Source organism: Rhodobacter sp. NSM (assembly GCF_052244495.1).
Classification (GTDB): domain Bacteria; phylum Pseudomonadota; class Alphaproteobacteria; order Rhodobacterales; family Rhodobacteraceae; genus Cereibacter_A.
In genome coordinates this window covers 1-15,298 of sequence record NZ_JBQPXH010000008.1, presented here as the reverse complement: position 1 = coordinate 15,298, position 15,298 = coordinate 1, and the positions used below count along the sequence as shown (strand labels likewise).

General features: G+C 68.9%; 13 protein-coding genes. 8 read left to right on the top strand and 5 right to left on the bottom strand.

Annotated features, from left to right (window positions below; genetic code table 11):
* Positions 1-105 precede the first annotated feature (105 nt).
* From ACTVZP_RS15225 to proS, 5 genes are all read right to left on the bottom strand, one after another.
* A complete protein-coding gene (locus ACTVZP_RS15225; RefSeq protein WP_443213016.1) occupies positions 106-2,427 on the bottom strand; it encodes a Tex family protein in 2,322 nt (773 codons plus the stop codon).
* A gap of 83 nt (positions 2,428-2,510) precedes the next feature.
* Entirely contained in the window at positions 2,511-2,900 is a 390-nt protein-coding gene (locus ACTVZP_RS15220) for a c-type cytochrome (RefSeq protein ID WP_443213015.1), read from the bottom strand.
* 58 nt (positions 2,901-2,958) lie between these two features.
* Positions 2,959-3,633, bottom strand: a complete 675-nt coding sequence (locus ACTVZP_RS15215; protein ID WP_443213014.1) for an ABC transporter ATP-binding protein — start codon at positions 3,631-3,633, stop codon at positions 2,959-2,961.
* On the bottom strand, positions 3,626-4,912 hold the full coding sequence (locus ACTVZP_RS15210) for a lipoprotein-releasing ABC transporter permease subunit (RefSeq protein WP_443213013.1): 1,287 nt from the start codon (positions 4,910-4,912) through the stop codon (positions 3,626-3,628). The genes ACTVZP_RS15215 and ACTVZP_RS15210 overlap by 8 nt, the downstream gene beginning before the upstream one ends.
* 132 nt (positions 4,913-5,044) lie before the next feature.
* Positions 5,045-6,382, bottom strand: a complete 1,338-nt coding sequence (proS, locus tag ACTVZP_RS15205; RefSeq protein WP_443213012.1) for a proline--tRNA ligase — start codon at positions 6,380-6,382, stop codon at positions 5,045-5,047.
* A 268-nt stretch (positions 6,383-6,650) separates the two neighbouring features.
* Between proS and ACTVZP_RS15200 the strand changes: the two genes are divergently transcribed.
* The 8 genes from ACTVZP_RS15200 (at position 6,651) to ACTVZP_RS15165 (ending at position 15,211) form a co-directional block, all read left to right on the top strand.
* Positions 6,651-7,727, top strand: coding sequence for an AI-2E family transporter (locus ACTVZP_RS15200; protein WP_443213011.1), 1,077 nt, complete (start codon positions 6,651-6,653; stop codon positions 7,725-7,727).
* Entirely contained in the window at positions 7,724-8,404 is a 681-nt protein-coding gene (locus ACTVZP_RS15195; RefSeq protein WP_443213010.1) for a chromosomal replication initiator DnaA, read from the top strand. Before ACTVZP_RS15200 ends, ACTVZP_RS15195 begins: the two co-directional genes overlap by 4 nt.
* A gap of 58 nt (positions 8,405-8,462) precedes the next feature.
* Entirely contained in the window at positions 8,463-10,643 is a 2,181-nt protein-coding gene (locus tag ACTVZP_RS15190; RefSeq protein ID WP_443213009.1) for an RNA degradosome polyphosphate kinase, read from the top strand.
* A 190-nt stretch (positions 10,644-10,833) separates the two neighbouring features.
* On the top strand, positions 10,834-12,375 hold the full coding sequence (locus tag ACTVZP_RS15185; RefSeq protein WP_443213008.1) for a Ppx/GppA family phosphatase: 1,542 nt from the start codon (positions 10,834-10,836) through the stop codon (positions 12,373-12,375).
* Positions 12,372-12,974 (top strand): VOC family protein, encoded by a 603-nt coding sequence (locus tag ACTVZP_RS15180; RefSeq protein WP_443213007.1) that lies wholly within the window; start codon positions 12,372-12,374, stop codon positions 12,972-12,974. The genes ACTVZP_RS15185 and ACTVZP_RS15180 overlap by 4 nt, the downstream gene beginning before the upstream one ends.
* Positions 12,975-12,999: 25 nt before the next feature.
* Positions 13,000-13,476, top strand: coding sequence for a GNAT family N-acetyltransferase (locus ACTVZP_RS15175; protein ID WP_443213006.1), 477 nt, complete (start codon positions 13,000-13,002; stop codon positions 13,474-13,476).
* Positions 13,477-13,507: 31 nt separating this feature from the next.
* Entirely contained in the window at positions 13,508-14,191 is a 684-nt protein-coding gene (locus ACTVZP_RS15170; protein ID WP_443213005.1) for a TerB family tellurite resistance protein, read from the top strand.
* The gene (locus ACTVZP_RS15165; RefSeq protein WP_443213004.1) at positions 14,192-15,211 is read left to right on the top strand and encodes an endonuclease/exonuclease/phosphatase family protein; all 1,020 of its coding nucleotides are present in this window, start codon (positions 14,192-14,194) and stop codon (positions 15,209-15,211) included.
* Positions 15,212-15,298 lie beyond the last annotated feature (87 nt).

Genomic DNA, 15,298 nt, shown 5'->3' with positions numbered 1-15,298 from the left:
GCACATCCGGTGGCGATACATGCAAGGCCGACCGGCGCCCCCGCCTCGCGACCCAACCGGCAGTCCGGGCAAGGGCCGCCCTGCGCCCCCTGCCCGTCCCGCGCCTCAGTCCCGCCGCAGCCCCTTCAGCGCATCGGCAAACGGGTTGCCAGACGTAGTCTCGCGCGGGGCGGCCTGCCGCGGCAGCGGCTTGCCGCCCTTCCGCGGCGGCTCGGCCGTGCGACGCTCGGCGGCCTGCGCGCGCGCATCGGCGCTGTCCTTGCGCATCGTCAGGCCGATGCGCTTGCGCGCCACATCCACCTCGACCACCCGCACCTTCACCACGTCGCCCGCCTTCACCACCTCGTGCGGATCCTTCACGAAGCGGTCGGCAAGCTGGCTCACATGCACGAGCCCGTCCTGATGCACCCCCACATCGACGAAGGCGCCAAAGGCCGCGACATTGGTCACGGTCCCCTCCAGCATCATGCCCACCTTCAGGTCCGAGATCTCCTCGACCCCTTCGGTGAAGGTCGCGGTCTTGAACGTCGGGCGCGGGTCGCGCCCGGGCTTTTCCAGTTCCGCAAGGATATCGCGGACGGTCGGCAGGCCGAAGCGCTCGTCGGTGAAGTCCTGCGGGTCGAGCGCCCGCAGCCGTTGCGGCTCGGCCATCAGGCTGCGCAGGTCGCGCCCGCAGGCGGCCACGATCCGGCGCGCCACATCATAGGCCTCGGGGTGAACGGACGAGGCGTCGAGCGGCTCGGTCCCGTTCGGGATACGCAGGAAGCCCGCCGCCTGCTCGAAGGCGCGGGGGCCCAGACGCGCGACCTTGAGGAGGTCGCGGCGCCTGGCGAAGGGACCGTTCGCATTGCGGTGCTGCACGATGGCCTCGGCCAGACCCGGCCCCACGCCCGAGACGCGCGCCAGCAGCGGCGCCGAGGCCGTGTTCAGATCCACGCCCACCGCGTTCACCGCATCCTCGACCACGGCCTCCAGCGAGCGCCCCAGACGGTGCTGGTCCACATCATGCTGATACTGGCCAACACCGATGGATTTCGGCTCGATCTTCACCAGTTCCGCCAGCGGATCCTGCAGCCGCCGCGCGATCGAGACCGCGCCGCGCAGGGACACGTCGAGATCGGGGAACTCGGCCGCCGCCAACGCGCTCGCCGAATAGACCGAGGCGCCCGCCTCGCTCACGATCACCTTGACGGGCTTCGGCGCCTCTCCCGGGAGCGCCGCCAGAAGGTCAGCCACCATCTTCTCGCTCTCGCGGCTTGCCGTGCCGTTCCCGATGGCGATCAGCGTCACGCCATGGGCGCGGATCAGCTTCATCAGCTCGATCTGCGCGCCGCGCAGGTCGTTCTTGGGCTGGAACGGATAGACGGTCGAGGTGGCGAGAACCTTCCCCGTCGCGTCCACCACCGCAACCTTGCAGCCAGTGCGGATGCCCGGGTCGATCCCCATCGTGACCTTGCCGCCGGCAGGTGCCGCCAGCAGCAGATCCTTGAGGTTCCGCGCGAAGACACCGATCGCCTCGGCCTCGGCCCGCTCGCGGAGCTCGGCCATCAGGTCGAGCGTGAGCGAGGTGCGCAGCTTCACCCGCCAGGCCCAGGAGGCCGCCTCGCGCAGCCACTGGTCGCCCGGCCCCCTGCCCGCCGCCTGAAGCGCGAGGCCGGCCATCCGCTCGGCCGGGCTCTCGCCCCGCGCCGCATCGGCATCGACCTCGAGATCGAGCGTCAGCACCCCCTCGTTGCGCCCCCGCAGCATGGCGAGCACCCGGTGGCCCGCCGCGGTGGCCCAGGCCTCGGAATGGGCGAAATAGTCCGAGAACTTGGCGCCTTCCGCCTCCTTCCCTTCGACGACCTTGGCCGAAATACGCCCCACCTGCTTCATGTGGGCGCGGAGCCGGCCCAGCAGATCCGCATTCTCGGCAAGTCCCTCGGCCACGATATCGCGCGCGCCTTCCAGCGCGGCCTTCACGTCCGGCACGGCCTCGGAGACATAGGCCTTCGCCAACTCCGCCGGCACCGCCGCGCGGTCGGCGAGGATCGCCTCGGCCAAGGGCCCGAGGCCGTTCTCGCGCGCGATCATGGCCTTGGTGCGCCGCTTCGGCTTGTAGGGCAGGTAGATGTCCTCGAGCTCGGACTTGGTCGTGGCCTTCACCACCTGCGCCTCGAGCTCGGACGTGAGCTTGCCCTGATCGCGGATCGAGCCCAGGATCGTCTCGCGCCGCGCCTCGAGCTCGCGCAGATAGGCCAGCCGCTCCGAGAGCGTGCGCAGCTGCGTGTCGTCGAGGCCGCCCGTCGCCTCCTTGCGGTAGCGGGCGACGAAGGGCACGGTCGCGCCGCCGTCGAGAAGCTCGATGGCGGCCGCGACCTGATCGGGACGGGCCGCGATCTCGGCGGCGATCAGCGAGGGAATGCGGCGGATGACGTCGGTGCTCATGGGGTCCGGCTCTGGTCGGTGGGAGGCGGACCATAGTCCCGCCCGCCCGCCAAGGGAAGCACCGCGCACCCGCCCTCCGCGGCTCATTGCTGAAGAGTGCGCAGATATTGCTCGAGCTGGACGAGCCGGATCGGCGTGGGCGTCAGGATCCCGTCGCCGCCGTCGAAGGGCACCATCTCGCTGTCGAGAAGCGGGCCGAACTCGGGCATCACCCGGTCGCCCGTCTTCGCATAGCCCCAGATCTGCGCCATGACGCGCGTGCCGGGAAAGCGGCCGCCGTTGCGCGCGGAAAGCGTGGTGAGATCGGCAGGCTTCTGGTCGAGCAGCGCCGCCATATCGCCGTCGCCGCGGCCCCCGGCCCCGTGGCATCCGGCGCAGAGCGCGGTGAAATCCGCGCGTCCAGTGGGCACGCCGGGCTGCGCCACACAGGCCGCGAGCGGCAGGGCTACGAGGGCGATCAAGGCGCGTTTCATGGCATCCTCCCTTTCGGGCCAGATGACCACCCCGGCCGGCCGGGGGCATTGACGCAGATCAGACGACCCGACCGGCGTCCAGCCGCACCACCCGGTCCATACGCGCGGCCAGCTCCAGATTGTGGGTGGCGATAAGGGCAGAGAGGCCGGTCCCGCGCACCAGATCCATCAGCACGCCGAACACCTGATCCGAGGTGCCGGGATCGAGGTTGCCCGTGGGCTCGTCGGCCAGAAGCAGCCGAGGGGCGTTGGCGAGCGCCCGGCAGAAGGCCACGCGCTGCTGCTCGCCGCCCGAAAGCGCGGCCGGCCGATGGCCCTCGCGCGCGCCCACCCCCACGCGGCCCAGAAGGTCGCGCGCCCGCGCCACGGCCGCGCCCCGCGCGACGCCGTTCGCCAGCTGCGGCAGCACCACATTCTCGAGCGCGGTGAATTCGGGCAGGAGATGGTGGAACTGGTAGATGAAGCCCACCTCGCGCCGCCGCGTCTCCGTCCGCGCCCGGTCGCCGAGACCCGCGATCTCGGTCCCGCCGATGGCCACGCGGCCTTCGTCGGGCGTGTCTAGCAGCCCCGCGATATGGAGCAGCGTGGATTTCCCCGCCCCCGAGGGCGCCACCAGCGCCACCACCTCGCCCGTGCCCACCGAGAGCGTGGCGCCACGCAGCACCGTCACCTCGCCTGGCTTGCCGCGGTTGTAGGCCTTGGTGAGCCCGTCCAGAACCAGCATCTCACTCATAGCGCAGCGCCTCGACCGGGTTCATGCGGGCCGCGCGGCGCGCGGGGATCAGCGTGACGAAGAAGGACAGGCCCAGCGACAGCGCTACCGCCGAGAAGACATCCGCCCATTGCAGCTTCGCGGGCAGCGCATAGATGCCGCGGATCGAGGGATCCCAGACGCCCCCGCCCGAGACGTAGTTCACGAGCGAGAAGATCGGATCGATGTAGATCGTGAAGAGACAGCCCAGCGCCACGCCCGCCGCCGTGCCGATCAGCCCGGTCGAGGCGCCGCAGAGGAAGAAGACCCGCAGGATCGAGCCCTCGGTCAGCCCCATGGTGCGCAGGATGCCGATGTCGCGACCCTTGTTCTTCACCAGCATGATGAGGCCCGAGACGATGTTCATCGAGGCGATCAGCACGAGGATCGACAGGATCACGAACATCACATTGTCCTCGATGGTCAGGGCGCGCAGGAACGAGCCCGCCGAATCGCGCCAGGTCCAGAGCATCGAGCCCTCGCCCGCCGCCTGCATCAGCGCGGGCGCCATCGCATCGACCGCCTCGGGATCCTCGACCATCACCTCGATCTCGTCGGCGCGGCCCTCGCGGTTGAAGTAGCTCTGCGCCTCGGCGAGCGGCATGTAGACCCGCGTGCGGTCGATGTCGTAGCGGCCCGCGGTGAAGACATAGACCACCTCGTAGGCCGAGACGCGGGGCGAGGTGCCGAAAGCCGTCTTCACCCCGTCGGGCGAGATCAGCCGCACGCGGTCGCCCACGCTCACCCCCAGCTCCTGCGCCACGCCCGAGCCCAGCGCGATGCCCGCGTCGAAACGGTCGATGTCGCCCACATGCTCGGCCCCGACGCCGATGCGGGGGATGGTGGCAAGATCGGCCTGCCGCATCCCGAACACCTCGACGCCCGAGGAGGCGCCGTTGGCGGTGGCCATCACCTGCCCCTTCACCACCGGGGCCGCGCGCAGCACGCCCGGCACGGTCGCCAAGCGCGCGGCCACCGGGTCATACTCCTCGAAGCCGCGGATCAGCTGGCCCGTCTCGGAGACACGGCCGGCGGAATAGACCGTGACATGGGCGTTCGCCCCAAGGATCGTGTCCACGAACTCGGCCCTGAAGCCTGCGCGGACCGAGAGCGTCGCAATCAGCGCGAAGACCGCCAGCGTGATCCCCACGAGGCTGATCCAGGTCATGACCGACACCCCGCCCTCGGCGCGGCGGGCGCGCAGGTAGCGCCAGGCGATCATCCATTCGAAAGCCGCAAAGGGCCGCGTCCGGTCAGCCATCCCGTCCATCCTTTCGCGTCCGCCGCAGGGTCCGGCCGGCCCGCCGGGCCAACAACCGCTTTCATTCTCGCTCAAATATCCTCGGGGGGTCCGGGGGGCAGACAGACCCCCGGCGGTTCCGAAGCGCGCCGCTCAGATCCCGGCGTAGACCTGCACCACGCGGTCCACCGCCGCGCCCGAGGACAGCTCCTCGCTCTCGCCCGTGCGGCGGTTGGTGAGCTCGACCTTGCCCGCAGAAATCCCGCGCGGCCCCACCGTGATCCGCCAGGGCAGGCCGATCAGGTCCATCGTCGCGAACTTCGCCCCCGCCCGCTCGTCGCGGTCGTCGTAGAGCGGCTCGAGCCCCTTCGCCGAGAGGTCGCGGTAGAGCGCCTCGCAGGCGAGATCGGTCGAGCTGTCGCCCTGCTTGAGGTTGACGATGCCGACATGGAAGGGCGTGACGCCCTCGGGCCAGATGATGCCCTTGTCGTCGTGGCTGGCCTCGATGATCGCACCCAGAAGCCGCGACACGCCGATCCCGTGCGAGCCCATGTGGACCGGCACCCGGCTGCCGTCGGCCGTCACCACGGCGGCACCCATCGGCTCGGAATACTTGGTGCCGAAATAGAAGATCTGCCCGACCTCGATCCCCCGCGAGCTGCGGCGGCGCTCTTCCGGGATCTGGCCGAAGATCGCCTCGTCATGGGTCTCGTCGGTCCGCGCATAGGGCGTGGTCCATTCCTTGACGATGGCCTCGCATTCGGCGCGGTCGTCGTAATTCACCACGCGGTCGCCGAACTTCAGGTCGGTGATCGCCGCATCGTAGAAGACCTCGGACTCGCCTGTGGAAGCCAGCACGAGGAACTCGTGGGTGTTGTCCCCGCCGATGGGGCCCGAGGCCGCGCGCATCGGGATCGCCTGCAGCCCCATCCGCTCGTAGGTGCGCAGATAGCTCACCATGTGGCGGTTGTAGGCGTGGATCGCCGCGTCGTAGTCGATGTCGAAGTTGTAGCCGTCCTTCATCAGGAACTCGCGGCCCCGCATCACGCCGAAGCGCGGGCGGATCTCGTCGCGGAACTTCCACTGGATGTGGTAGAGCGTCAGCGGCAGGTCCTTGTAGCTCGTCACATGGCTGCGGAAGATGTCGGTGATCATCTCCTCGTTCGTAGGCCCGTAGAGCATGTCGCGCTTGTGGCGGTCGGTGATGCGCAGCATTTCCTCGCCGTAATCGTCGTAGCGGCCCGATTCCCGCCAGAGGTCGGCCGGCTGCAGCGTCGGCATCAGGAGCGGGATGTGACCCGCGCGGATCTGCTCCTCGTGCACGATCTGCTCGATGCGCTTGAGCACCTTGAAGCCCAGCGGCAGCCAGGAATAGATCCCCGCCGCCTGCTGCTTGATCATGCCGGCGCGCAGCATGTAGCGGTGGCTGACGATCTGCGCCTCGGAAGGGTTCTCCTTCAGGACTGGAAGGAAGTAGCGGCTCAGGCGCATGGGGGCCCCGTGTCTGTTCGGTGGACTGTTCGGCAAGGGGTTTAGGCGAGGCCGCGGGGGCAGGCAAGCGCCGCCCGCGCGGCAACCCGCCCAAGACGCCTGCAGATGGAGGTTTTCGCCGCCGTCAGTGCCAGAGGGCGAGGCTTCGACCGGCCCTCGCTCATCGCTTCGGGGGCTCATGCGGCGTCGCGGCGCCGAGGATCCGCCTTTCCCTTGCATGGCGCGGGACCATGGGCCATTTCTGCAGGACGTCACCGAGGTTTCAGGCATGGCCCTTCCGATCAGCGATCAAGCCAAGTGGTGGGGGCTGTCCAGCCTCATCTTCCTCCTCGTCCTCTGGCTGCTGGGGGACGTGATCCTGCCCTTCATCGTGGGCGGCGCCATCGCCTATTTCCTCGATCCCATTGCCGACCGGCTCGAGCGCGCGGGGTTGAGCCGGGTCGCGGCGACCACGCTGATCTCGGTCGCCATGCTCCTCGTCGTCGTGCTGCTCGTCCTCGCCGTGATCCCGACGCTGGTCAGCCAGCTCACCGCGCTGATCGACGCCGCGCCCACGATCTTCCGCCAGCTTCATTCCTTCCTGCTCGATCACTTCCCGCAGCTTTCGGACGAGACGAGCACCGCGCGCCAGACCCTCCTGTCGATCGGCGACACGATCAAGGAGCGGGGTGGCGAGCTTGCCAACACTGTCCTCACTTCCGCCTATGGCGTGATCAACGCGGTGATCTTCATGGTCGTGGTGCCGGTCGTGAGCTTCTACCTGCTGCTCGACTGGGACCCGATGGTGGCCAAGATCGACAGCTGGCTGCCGCGCGACCATGCGCCGACGCTCCGCCGCCTCGCCCGCGAGATCGACGAGGTGCTGGCAGGCTTCGTGCGCGGGCAGATCTCGGTCTGCCTCGTGCTGGGGACCTTCTATGCGGTGGCGCTGGCGGCGGTGGGCCTGCAGTTCGGCCTAGTCGTGGGCGCCATCGCCGGCGCGATCACCTTCATCCCTTACGTTGGCGCGCTGATCGGTGGCGCGCTGGCGATCGGTCTGGCGCTCTTCCAGTTCTGGGGCGACTGGCTCTCGATCGGGCTCGTGGCCGGCATCTTCGCGCTCGGGCAGTTCCTCGAGGGCAACGTCATCACCCCGCGCCTCGTTGGCGGATCGGTGGGGCTGCACCCGCTCTGGCTGCTCTTCGCCCTCTCTGCCTTCGGATCGATCTTCGGCTTCGTGGGCATGCTGGTCGCGGTTCCGGTGGCGGCGGCCATCGGGGTGCTCGCGCGCTTCGGCATCCGGCAATACACCGGCTCGCGCCTCTATCGCGGCACCCATGTGATCACGGCCGAGGACGAGCGGTGAAGGGCCAGCTTGCCTTCGACCTGCCGGTCCGTCCGGCGCTCAGCCGCGAGGATTTCTTCGTCTCGCCGGCCAATGCGCTGGCACTGGCGAGCCTCGACCGCTGGCGCGACTGGCCGCGAGGCAAGATGGTGCTGGTGGGCCCGCGCGGCTCGGGCAAGACCCATCTGGCCCATGTCTGGGCGGCGCAGTCCGGGGCGCGGCTGATCCCGGCCGAGGCGCTGGCGCGCGCCGACCTGCCCGCGCTTGCCGCCGATGGCGCCGTGGCGGTCGAGGATGCCGAGCGGCTGGGCGGCGAACGGGCCGCCGAAGAGGCGCTCTTCCACCTCCACAACCTCATGCTCGAACGGTCTGGCGCGCTCCTCATCACCGCGGCCGTGCCGCCGCGCGACTGGGGCTTGCGGCTCCCCGACCTCGAAAGCCGGATGCAGGCCGCCGCCGTGACCCGGCTCGAGGCTCCGGACGATGCCCTCCTCTCGGCCATTCTCGTCAAGCTCTTCGCCGATCGCCAGATCGCGGTGCCGGCCATGCTGGTGCCATGGCTCGTGGCACGGATGGACCGGTCCTGCGATGCGGCGCGCGCGCTGGTGGCGGAACTCGACGCCCGCTCGCTGGCCGAACGTCGGCCGATCTCGCGCCAGATGGCGGCGGATCTCCTCGGAACGCCGGGTGTCGACTGATAGCGTCATGCAACCGTTACAAGAAACGGGCAAACGACCCGGAACCAAGGCTGAGAACATGACACCGGCAGATTTCCTGAGGGCCCCCTTTCCCGATCCCGTCCCGCTGCAGGAGGAAGAGGTCGCCGGCCCCAGACGCTTCTTCAACCGCGAACTCAGCTGGCTCGCCTTCAACTGGAGGGTCCTGGACGAGGCAGGCAATCCGCGCGTGCCCCTGCTCGAACGTCTTCGGTTCCTGTCGATTTCGGCCACCAACCTCGACGAATTCTATACCGTCCGGGTGGCTGGCCTGCGGGCGCTCGTGCGCGCGGGCAATCTTCTCCTGTCCGAGGACGGGCGCACCCCGGCCGAGCAGCTCCAGCTGATCAACGCCGACGCGCGCCGGCTGATGCAGGCCCAGCAGACGGTCTGGAACAAGCTGCGCCGCGAGATGGAAGAGCAGGGGATCACGATCCTCACCCGCTCGAAGCTCACCGCGCGCGATCTGCGTCATCTCGAGGACCTCTTCCTGTCGAAGGTCTTCCCGGTCCTTTCGCCGCTCGCCATCGACCCGGCCCACCCCTTTCCCTTCATCCCGAACACGGGGTTCACGCTGGGGCTCGAGCTTGAACGCAGGTCCGACCGCCGCCCGCTGCAGGCCCTTCTGCCGATCCCGCAGCAGATCAGCCGCTTCGTGGAACTGCCCGCGAAGGACGGCGAGCAGCGCTTCCTGCCGCTCGAGGAACTGCTGCTGCTGCATCTGGGCATGCTCTTCCCAGGATATGCCGAACGCGGCCACTGCACCTTCCGCGTCCTGCGCGACAGCGATCTCGAGGTTGAGGACGAGGCCGAGGACCTCGTGCGCGAGTTCGAGACCGCGCTGAAGCGCCGCCGCCGCGGCGAGGTGATCCGGATGAAGATCAGCGCCGGCGCACCGAAGGAGCTTCACGCGCTGATCATGGAAGAACTCGGCGTCACCTCGGACGAGGTGATCGAAGTCCGAGGCGTGATCGGCGTGGCCGACCTGAAGGAACTGGTGGTCCCGTCACGGCCGGATCTGCTCTGGCCCGCCTTCACCCCGCGGGTGCCCGAGCGGGTGGGCGACCACGAAGGCGACATGTTCTCGTCGATCCGTCAGAAGGACATCCTGCTGCACCACCCCTACGAGACCTTCGACCTCGTGATCCGGTTCCTGCAGCAGGCGGCGAGCGACCCGAACGTGCTGGCGATCAAGCAGACGCTCTACCGCACGAGCTGGGACAGCCCCATCGTCTCGGCGCTCTGCGAGGCGGCCGAGGCGGGCAAGTCGGTGACGGCGCTTGTGGAACTCAAAGCCCGCTTCGACGAGGCCGCCAACATCCGCCAGTCCCGGCGGCTCGAACGGGCGGGAGCACATGTCGTGTACGGCTTCATGCATCTGAAGACGCACGCCAAGATCTCGACGGTGGTCCGGCGCGAGGGCGACAACCTCGTGACCTACACCCATTACGGAACGGGCAACTACCACCCGATCACCGCGCGGGTCTACACGGACCTCTCCTTCTTCACCTGCGATCCGGCACTCGGTCGGGACGCGACCAAGATCTTCAACTACCTCTCGGGCTACGTTCAGCCCGTCGGGCTCGAGAACGTGGCGATTGCCCCCATCACCCTGCGCGGCCGCCTGCACGAGCTGATCGCGGCCGAGGCCGACCATGCCCGCGCCGGACGCCCGGCCGAGATCTGGCTCAAGGTCAATTCCATCATCGACCCGCAGCTGATCGACGCGCTCTATGTCGCGAGCCAGGCCGGCGTGAAGATCAGCCTGATCGTGCGCGGGATCTGCGGCCTTCGCCCGGGCGTGAAGGGGCTGTCGGACAATATCCGCGTGAAGTCGGTCGTCGGCCGCTTCCTCGAACACAGCCGGATCGTCTGTTTCGGCAACGGATCGGGCCTGCCCTCGAAGAAGGCGCGGGTGTTCTTCTCCTCGGCCGACTGGATGGGCCGCAACATGGACCGCCGGGTAGAGACACTGGTCGAGGCGCTGAACCCCACCGTCAAGGCGCAGATCGTGGGGCAGATCATGGCGGCGAACCTCGCGGACGAGGCGCAGAGCTGGCTTCTCCAGCCCGATGGCCGCTACGTGAGGCCGCCGGCCGACGAGGGCGGGTTCTCCTGCCACGAGTTCTTCATGGAAAATCCTTCGCTCTCCGGCAGGGGGACGGCCGGCGCGAAGGATGTCCAGCGCCTCGCGGTGCTGCGCGACGAGGGCCCCTTGTGACCGGTGCCGCCCTCTTCGGCGCCCGGCGGGGCTGCGCCCCTCTTCGGCACGGGCTGCTGCCGCGCCCGACCGTCCTCGGCCTGAGGGCGCCCGTGGCTCCGGGCTCCGCCCACCGGCTCGTCGCGGCATTGAGCATTGACGGGGCGCAACCAGAGGTTACCCTGACCCCGAACAATGCGGGAGATGTGCCGTGAACGACATCCCGGATCCGCATGACGAGTTCGGTCCCTTCGGCAGGCCGCTTTTCGAGGACCCTTCGGCCCGTGCGTTGTCGCGTGTGGGCGTGGTGGACGTCGGCTCCAACTCTGTCCGGATGGTCGTATTCGACGGTGCCGCCCGCAGCCCGGCCTATTTCTTCAACGAGAAGATCATGTGCGGCCTGGGTCAGGGTCTGGCCGAGACCAACCGGCTGAACCCGCGCGGCCGCGAGCGGGCCCTGGCGGCACTCAGGCGCTTTTCCTTGCTGGCGCGCGGCATGAAGGTCGCGCCGATGACCGTCGTCGCCACCGCCGCGGTGCGCGAGGCGGAGGACGGACCCGAGTTCCAGGCCGAGATCCTGAACGAGACGGGCCTCCGGCTCTGGGTCATCGACGGCGACGAAGAGGCCCGTCTTTCGGCGCAGGGCGTGCTTCTGGGCTGGCCCAACGCGCGCGGCATCGTCTGCGACATCGGTGGCAACTCGATGGAACTGGCCCGGATCGGCGACGGCAAGGTGGGTGTGCGCGTGACCTCGCCGCTCGGCCCGTTCCGTCTCCAGCAGGTGCAGGGCAGCCCGAAGGAGCGGCAGGCCCATGTCAGCCGCATCATCAAGGGCCTCAAGCAGACGATCCAGCCGGACCGCGACCGGATCTACCTCGTGGGCGGCTCATGGCGGGTGATCGCGCGGCTCGACATGGAGCGGCGCGGCTATCCGCTCACCGTGCTCCACGAATACCGGATGATGCCGCGCTCGCTGCTCGAGACGCTGGACTGGATCGAGGCCAGCGATCTCGCCGCGCTCCGCGTCCGCACCGGCACCTCGGCCGAGCGGATGGAACTGGTGCCGCTCGCCGTCGAGGTGCTGCGCGAGCTGATCCGCATCTTCAAGCCGAAGGAGATCGACGTCTCCTCCTACGGAATCCGGGAGGGGCTGCTCTACGAACAGATGCCGCCGCGCCTGCGCGCCCGCGATCCGCTGATCGAGGCCGCACGGGTGGCCGAGGCGACCTCGGCACGCAACCCGGGCTTCGGCAAGAAGCTCTATCAGTTCCTCTCGCCGCTCTTCAAGAACGCCACCGCCGAGCAGCAGCGCCTGATCAAGGCGGCCTGCCTGCTGCACGACACCACCTGGCGGGCCCACCCCGACTACCGGGCCGAGATGTGCTTCGACAACGCGACCCGCGCGAACCTCGGCGGTCTCGACCATCCGGGGCGCGTCTTCCTCGGGCTTGCGCTTCTGCACCGCTACAAGAACTCGCGCTCGGGCTCGCGGCTTGAGCCGCTGTTCCGGCTGCTCAGCGAGGAGCAGATCAACGAGGCCGAGGTGCTGGGCAAGGCGATGCGCTTCGGTTCGATGTTCTCGATCGACGATCCCGGCACGGCGGGAAGCATCAAGCTCATGCCGAAGAAGAAGGTCCTGGAGCTGACACTCACTCCCGAGGGAAGCGCGCTCTACGGCGAGGTGGCGCAGGCGCGCTTCAAGTCGCTCGCCACTGCGCTTCACGCGACACCGGCGGTCAAGACCACCACATGATGAGGATCGACCACGTGGCGGTGGCGGCCGCCCGGCTGAGCGAAGGCACGGAGGCGGTCGAGACCGCGATCGGGCATCCGATGGGTCCGGGCGGGCGCCACGCGCTCATGGCGACGCACAACCGGCTGCTGGGCCTCGGGGACGCCTATCTCGAGGTGATCGCGCCCGATCCCGACACCTCGAGGCCGCCCTTCCCGCGCTGGTTCGACCTGGACCGCTTTGCCGGCCCGCCCCGCCCTTCGAACTGGATCCTGCGCTGCGACGATCTCGATGCGGCGCTTGCGGCGCTGCCGCAGGCCGGCCGGCCGCTCGAACTGGCGCGCGGGGCGCTGCGCTGGCGCATGGCGGTGCCCGAGAACGGGTGCCTCCCCTTCGACAACCTCTTTCCGGCGCTGATCGAATGGCAAGGCGACCCTCCCGCCCTTCCTGACTCCGGCCTGCGTCTTACCCGTATCGAGATCCGGCATCCGGATGCGAAGGCACTGGCCGGGCTGCTTGCGCCGCATCTGTCGGACGAGCGGCTCGACATCCGTGAAGCCGACGGCCCGCTGCTCCGTTTCGTCCTCGCCACGCCGGACGGCGAACGGATCATCCAATGATGTTCCTGCCGGAGGCATGCACCCCATGATCCGCCACGCTGTGGATGCGGACGCGCCCGCGCTTCTCGCGATCTGGAACCCGATCATCCGGGACACGCTGGTCACCTTCAACGCGACCGAGAAGTCGACCGACGAACTCCGTTCCATGATCGCCGATCGTCCGGCCTTCCTGGTGGCCGATCCCGGCGAAGGTCCGGTCGGCTTTGCCACCTATGCGCAATTCCGCGGCGGAGTGGGCTACCGGCACACGGTGGAGCATACGATCATCCTCGGGCCTGCGGCACGGGGTCGCGGCTTCGGGCGCGCGCTGATGGCCGCGCTGGAGGACCATGCCCGCGGTTCAGGGATGCATTCGATCTTCGCGGGCGTCAGCGCGGCCAATCCGGAAGGGCGCGCCTTCCACGCAGCCCTTGGCTATGCCGAGACGGCGGTGCTGCCTCAGGTCGGCTACAAGTTCGGCCGATGGCTCGACCTTGTGCTGATGCAGAAATTCCTCTCCTGACAGCGGGCCTTGCGGGGGCTATGCTGGACCCATGTCGATCTGGAGCCGAATAACCGATGCGCTGGCCGCTCTCGCCGCGGGCGAGGGTCTTTCGGCCGTGCTGGACCGCCTGCGCACCGCGCCCGAGCGCTCGGTCGCCTTCACCATCGCCGTGATCGCGCTCGGGGCCAAGATGGCCAAGGCCGACGGGCAGGTCACGCGCAACGAGGTCGCCGCCTTCCGCCAGATCTTCGCGATCCCACCGTCCGAAGAGGCCAACGCCGCCCGCGTCTTCAACCTCGCGCGGCAGGACGTGGCCGGCTTCGACGCCTATGCCCGCAAGATCAAGGGCATGTTCCGCGATGACAACCGCATCCTCATCGACCTGATGGAGGGGCTCTTCCACATCTCGGTCGCCGACGGCCATTATCATCCCGGCGAGGACGCGTTCCTGCGCGAGGTGGCCCGCATCTTCGGGATCGGGGACAGGTGCTTCCGCGCGCTTCGGGCACGCTTCGTGAAGGACGCGCCGCGCGATCCCTACGACGTGCTCGGCGTGCCGCACGAGGCACCGATCGAGGAGGTTCGCATCGCCTGGAAGCAGGCAGTGCGCGACTGCCACCCCGACCGGATGGTGGCCCGCGGCGTGCCCGAAGAGGCGGTGAGGCTGGCCGAGCGGCGGCTCATCGACATCAACCGCGCCTGGGAGGAGATCAGCGCGAAGCAGGCGGCCTGAATGGCCCGGCGGCTGCGCATCGCGACCTACAACGTCGAGTGGTTCAACGGGCTCTTCGACGACCGTGGCCGGCTCCTGGCCGACAATGAGCTCTCGGGCCGCTACGAGATCACGCGCCGGAACCAGATCGAATCGCTCGGCATCGTGTTCAGCGCGCTCGATGCCGACGCGGTCATGGTGATCGAGGCGCCGAACCAGGGGCGCCGCCGCTCGACGGTGAAGGCGCTCGAGACCTTCGCGCGGACCTCCGGACTGCGCACTTCGCGCGCCGTGATGGGTTTCCCCAACGAGACCGACCAGGAGATCGCGCTCCTCTTCGATCCCGAGCGCATCGAGGCCCGGCACGATCCGCAGTCGAGTTCCAAGGCCCCCCGCTTCGACGAGGTTTTCCGCATCGACGTTGACGTGGACGCCACGCCCGAGGCAATCCGCTTCTCGAAGCCGCCGCTCGAGCTTGCGGTGCGCGCCGATGGCCATCCCCTTCGGCTGATCGGGGTCCATGCCAAGTCCAAGGCCGTGCGCGGGGCGCGCAACGGAGCCGAGGAGGTGCGGATCGCCATCCAGAACCGCCGCCAGCAGCTCGCCGAATGCGTCTGGATCCGCCGCCGGGTCAGCGCGCTCCTCGCGCGGCACCAGAGCGTGATGGTGATGGGCGACTTCAACGATGGCCCCGGCCTCGACGAATACGAGAAGCTCTTCGGACGCTCGGGGATCGAGATCGTCCTGGGCCTCGAGGATCCGCCCGACCGGTGGCTGCACGAGCCCCATGCCCGCATGGCCCTGACCCAGCGCGTCGGCATCCAGCCGAGCTCTGCCCGCTTCTGGCTCGCGACCGAGCAGCAGTATTTCGAGGCGCTGCTCGATTTCATCATGGTCTCGCCCGACCTCGCGGCCAAGGCGCCGCGCTGGCGGATCTGGCACCCTCTGAACGACCCGAACTGCTTCAAGGTGCCCGAACTGCAGGAGGCGCTGCTCGCCGCATCGGATCATTTCCCGGTGACGCTCGACATCGAGATGTAGGAGAGCCGGAGAGCCGGAGAGCGGAGAGCGGAGAGCGGAGAGCGGAGAGCCGGAGAGCCGGAGAGCGGAGAGCGGAGAGCGGAGAGC